Raw genomic sequence first — 573 nt, 5'->3', positions numbered from 1 at the left:
GCCCCGGTCCTCTCCGCACGCGCGGAGGTGTTCCGCCGCCGAGGCGGCCCTGGAACTGCAGTGGTGCGTCCTCTCCGCACGCGCGGAGGTGTTCCGGCGGCGGGGCCCGTCCACGCGGGGGATGGGGAGTCCTCTCCGCACGCGCGGAGGTGTTCCGCCGACGACAGCGGCCACGAGCGGTGCGCCCCGGTCCTCTCCGCACGCGCGGAGGTGTTCCGCCGCCGAGGCGGCCCTGGAACTGCAGTGGTGCGTCCTCTCCGCACGCGCGGAGGTGTTCCGCCGGCGGATCTTGCAGTGAGAAGGCCCCCGGTGTCCTCTCCGCACGCGCGGAGGTGTTCCGCCGACCACGCCGAAACCCACCACTCCGAAACCGTCCTCTCCGCACGCGCGGAGGTGTTCCGCGACGGGCGCCTCTACGACCGCCGCCGGGACGGTCCTCTCCGCACGCGCGGAGGTGTTCCGGACCGTAGCTCCTCGTTTCCGCCGTCCACGGGGTCCTCTCCGCACGCGCGGAGGTGTTCCGCCGCGGAGAAGCGGCGCAAGAAGTGCGGCGTCGTCCTCTCCGCACGCGCG

The organism is Streptomyces sp. NPDC049879, from assembly GCF_044461265.1.
In the GTDB taxonomy this organism is placed as follows: domain Bacteria; phylum Actinomycetota; class Actinomycetes; order Streptomycetales; family Streptomycetaceae; genus Streptomyces.
The sequence above is the reverse complement of the archived record's forward strand: the minus strand, read 5'-3'. Positions refer to the sequence as shown.